This window comes from Blautia wexlerae (assembly GCF_013300825.1).
GTDB classification, from domain to species: Bacteria; Bacillota; Clostridia; order Lachnospirales; family Lachnospiraceae; genus Blautia_A; species Blautia_A wexlerae_B.
In genome coordinates this window covers 1-306 of the sequence record NZ_JAAIMY010000121.1, presented here as the reverse complement: position 1 = coordinate 306, position 306 = coordinate 1, and the positions used below count along the sequence as shown (strand labels likewise).

Sequence of the window (306 nt, the reverse complement as noted above, 5' to 3'; positions counted from 1 at the left end):
CAAAAAAGCCAAAGCCCCGGCAGAAATCCCCGGAGGAACAGTTTCAGGAAGCAAAGAGCCGCTGCTTCCGTATTCTTGCCGACTATCTCCACCTGCTCCGGGCATGGAGAAAGGAATATGCCCCGCACTCCCCGGAGGAATCCTTTCATCCCCGGTTTGTGGAAGCCTTACAGAAGCAAGACCAAGTGGAATATCTGCTGGATGTGCTGCTCTTTGGGGAAACGGAGGAAAAAGCGGCTTTGATTACGGACTACGGAAAGGATGTGATACAGCTTGAACAGCGAATGGCAGAGCTTGCAGCCGCAG

The 306-nt window shown here is 53.3% G+C and carries 1 pseudogene; it reads left to right on the top strand.

Annotated elements, in window-relative coordinates:
• Window positions 1-306 (top strand): annotated as a pseudogene (locus G4417_RS16705) (DNA primase); the annotation flags it as partial.